The 3,048-nt window shown below is 67.4% G+C and carries 3 protein-coding genes and 1 pseudogene; 1 reads left to right on the top strand and 3 read right to left on the bottom strand.

The window, feature by feature from the left end:
* The coding region (locus tag WB785_RS02495; protein WP_424077116.1) for an aldehyde dehydrogenase family protein at positions 1-202 on the bottom strand (202 nt) is incomplete at its 3' end.
* 93 nt (positions 203-295) lie between these two features.
* Positions 296-1,066, bottom strand: a complete 771-nt coding sequence (locus WB785_RS02500) for a class I SAM-dependent methyltransferase (protein WP_424077117.1) — start codon at positions 1,064-1,066, stop codon at positions 296-298.
* Positions 1,067-1,168: 102 nt separating this feature from the next.
* Between WB785_RS02500 and WB785_RS02505 the strand changes: the two genes are divergently transcribed.
* The gene (locus tag WB785_RS02505) at positions 1,169-2,323 is read left to right on the top strand and encodes a glycosyltransferase family 4 protein (protein ID WP_424077118.1); all 1,155 of its coding nucleotides are present in this window, start codon (positions 1,169-1,171) and stop codon (positions 2,321-2,323) included.
* Here WB785_RS02505 and WB785_RS02510 read toward each other — a convergent pair.
* Positions 2,307-3,048: pseudogene (locus WB785_RS02510) on the bottom strand (hypothetical protein); the annotation flags it as partial. The gene WB785_RS02505 and the pseudogene WB785_RS02510 sit on opposite strands and share 17 nt — an antisense overlap.

The following is a 3,048-nucleotide window of genomic DNA, read 5'->3' on the forward strand; positions in this document are numbered from 1 at the left end:
GGCCGCTGTCGAATGCGGCCCGGGCCGCGGCAACCGCGGCGTCGACGTCGGCCGGCGCTGCCATTGGCACCTTGCCGACGTATTCGCCGGTGGCGGGGCAGTGCACCTCGATGACCTCGGACGTCGACGGCTCGGTCCACTTGCCGCCGATGAAAAGCTTGTCGTACTCCGTTGTAGCTTGCTTCGTTGTGACGTCAGTCATTTTCCGCCGCTCCTCCTCATCGCTCCGCTCTGCATCGTCGCCGGCGGGCATGGTCGCCACCCTACCCAAGCCACGGCGAAACGAGAACACGTTTCATTCTTGCGGCCGAAGTACCAGCACGAGATTGCTCACCAGGAACTCACGCACCACCGGCACAGCCGTCAGCCACCAGGCCCATTTTGGGTGGTAGCGCGGGAACGCGGCGATCAAGGCGCCCGTACTCGCCGCCCAGTCCAGGCCGTCCGCCGCCGACACCGCGAACAACGACGACCCGTAGTTGTTTTTGGCTGGATGGCCGTGTTTACGGGCATAACGCGCCGCGGCCCGGGCCCCGCCCAGGTAGTGGGTCAGGCCCATTTCGTGGCCGCCGAACGGCCCGAGCCAGACCGTGTAGGACAACACCACCAGGCCGCCGGGCCTGGTGACCCGCAGCATCTCGCCACCGAGTTCCCATGGCCGCGGCACGTGCTCGGCGACATTCGACGACAGGCAGATGTCCACGCTGTCGTCGGCGAACGGCAGCGCCATTCCTGAGGCGCGGACGAAGGGCACCGCTTCACGCGCCAAAATTGGCCCGCTGGAGTGCATTTCACTGGGATCCGGCTCCACGCCGATGTACCCAATCCCGGCGTCGGTAAAGGCTGTCGCGAAGTATCCGGGCCCGCCTCCGACATCGAGTAGGCGCAGACCCACCGGGCGTTCGGCGCGGATGCCCTGCCAGAGGTCGCTGACCATCTCCGCGGTGTCGGTTGCCAGCGTCCCGTAGAAGCGGGCCGGGTCGCGCTGCTCGTAGCGGAACTCCGACAGCAGCCGCACCGAGCGTCGCAGCGTCGCTCGCCGCGCGAAGATGTCAGTCACGGCCACCGGCCAACCCTACGGCTGGGCCGGCGAGCGTGAAGCCAGCCGCACGTTCGACGCCGAGCGTGCGGCCAGGTTCACGTTCGGGACCCATTAGGCTGACCAGTGATGTCTGAACTGCGCTCGGTACTGCTGCTGTGCTGGCGCGATACCGGCCACCCACAGGGCGGTGGCAGCGAAACCTATCTGCAGCGCATCGGAGCCCAGCTCGCCGAGTCCGGCGTCGCAGTCACATTGCGCACTGCCCGCTATGCCGGCGCCGCGCGACGCGAGGTTGTCGACGGCGTGCGGATCAGCCGGGCGGGCGGGCGGTACTCGGTCTACGTGTGGGCGCTGTTGGCGATGGCTGCGGCCAGGCTTGGGATGGGACCGCTGCGGCGGGTGCGACCGGATGTGGTGGTCGACACGCAGAATGGGTTGCCGTTTCTGGCACGGTTGATCTACGGACGACGGGTCGTGGTGCTGGTGCACCACTGCCATCGTGAGCAATGGCCGGTCGCCGGCCCGGTGCTCGGCCGATTCGGCTGGTTCGTAGAGTCGCGGTTGTCGCCGAGGCTGCACCGCCGCAACCAATACGTGACGGTGTCGCTGCCGTCGGCCCGCGACTTGGTCGGCCTGGGCGTCCAAGACGAGCGAATAGCCTTGGTGCGCAACGGTCTCGACGAGGCCCCGGAAGCATCTCTGCACGGTCCGCGCGCGGACAATCCGCGCGTATTGGTGTTGTCCCGCTTGGTGCCGCACAAGCAGATCGAGGACGCAATGGCCGCGGTGGCGCTGCTGCGAGAGTCGACCCCCGGACTGCATCTCGACATCGTCGGCGGCGGGTGGTGGTGGCAGCGCCTGGTCGATCACGCGGCGCGCCTGGGCATCAGCGAGACGGTGACGTTCCACGGCCACATCGATGACGTCACCAAACACCATGTCATGCAACAGTCTTGGGTACATGTGTTGCCGTCGCGCAAAGAAGGCTGGGGTCTGGCGGTCATCGAGGCGGCCCAGCATGGGGTGCCGACGATCGGCTACCGATCGTCTGGCGGGTTGGCCGACTCGATCATCGACGGGGTGACCGGGGTACTGGTCGACAGTCGCGCCGAGTTGGTGAATCGATTGCAGCAGTTACTGGACGATCCGGTGCTGCGTGATCAGCTCGGCGCCAAAGCGCAAGCGCGCAGCACCGAATTCTCTTGGCGGCAAAGCGCAGACGCGATGCGCAGCGTGCTGGAGTCAGTGATGGCCGGAGAACGCGTCAGCGGAGTGGTGTAGGACGCCGCTGCCGCCAGCGGGCCACCGCCATGCCGACGGCTCCGACAATCAACACCTGCAACCACACGAGATGGGCGATCACCGCGAGCAACCGGCGATCGGCCGGCGTTGCGGCTGGCGTGCCGTCGACACGATACAAGCTCAAGTCGTGTCCGCGATAGGTCACCGGTAGTCGTTCGAATGTCTTGGCGGCCAGGCCCATATCGCCGGGAGTGCCTGCTTCGACCACCAGCCACGCTACGCCCGCGCGGCGAAGCGCAGCAGGATCGGCGCCGGACAACATCAGCCGCTGCACCGTGTGCGCCCGATAGCCCTCACCGGGAACCGTTACACCCGCGATCGTCAGGTCGCCGGTTAGCAGCACATTGCCGCGCACCCAGCGCGGCAATGGATCCAGCACCGGTGCCGGTCCACTCCAGGCGAATCGCCGCATGCTATCGGCCGGCAACACCGCGACGACTCCGGGATCGCGGTTGATCAACGCTGCGACGGTTGGCCAGTCGCTCGGGTAGTGCACCGGCTCGACTTTTCCTCCGACACCCCAGGCCAAGTCGGGAAGTGCGAACAGCAGCGCGGCGCACAACACCGGCGCGGTGAGCGCGGGCTGCAACCAACGCCGCAACGCCAGCACCGCCGCCGCACCCGACAGTGCGTATCCAGGCATCGCCAGCGCCACCCACTTCTGGCCGTCGCGCAGCACGCCCACCCCCGGCGCGGCATCGACT

This window comes from Mycobacterium sp., from assembly GCF_049585075.1.
Taxonomy (GTDB): domain Bacteria; phylum Actinomycetota; class Actinomycetes; order Mycobacteriales; family Mycobacteriaceae; genus Mycobacterium.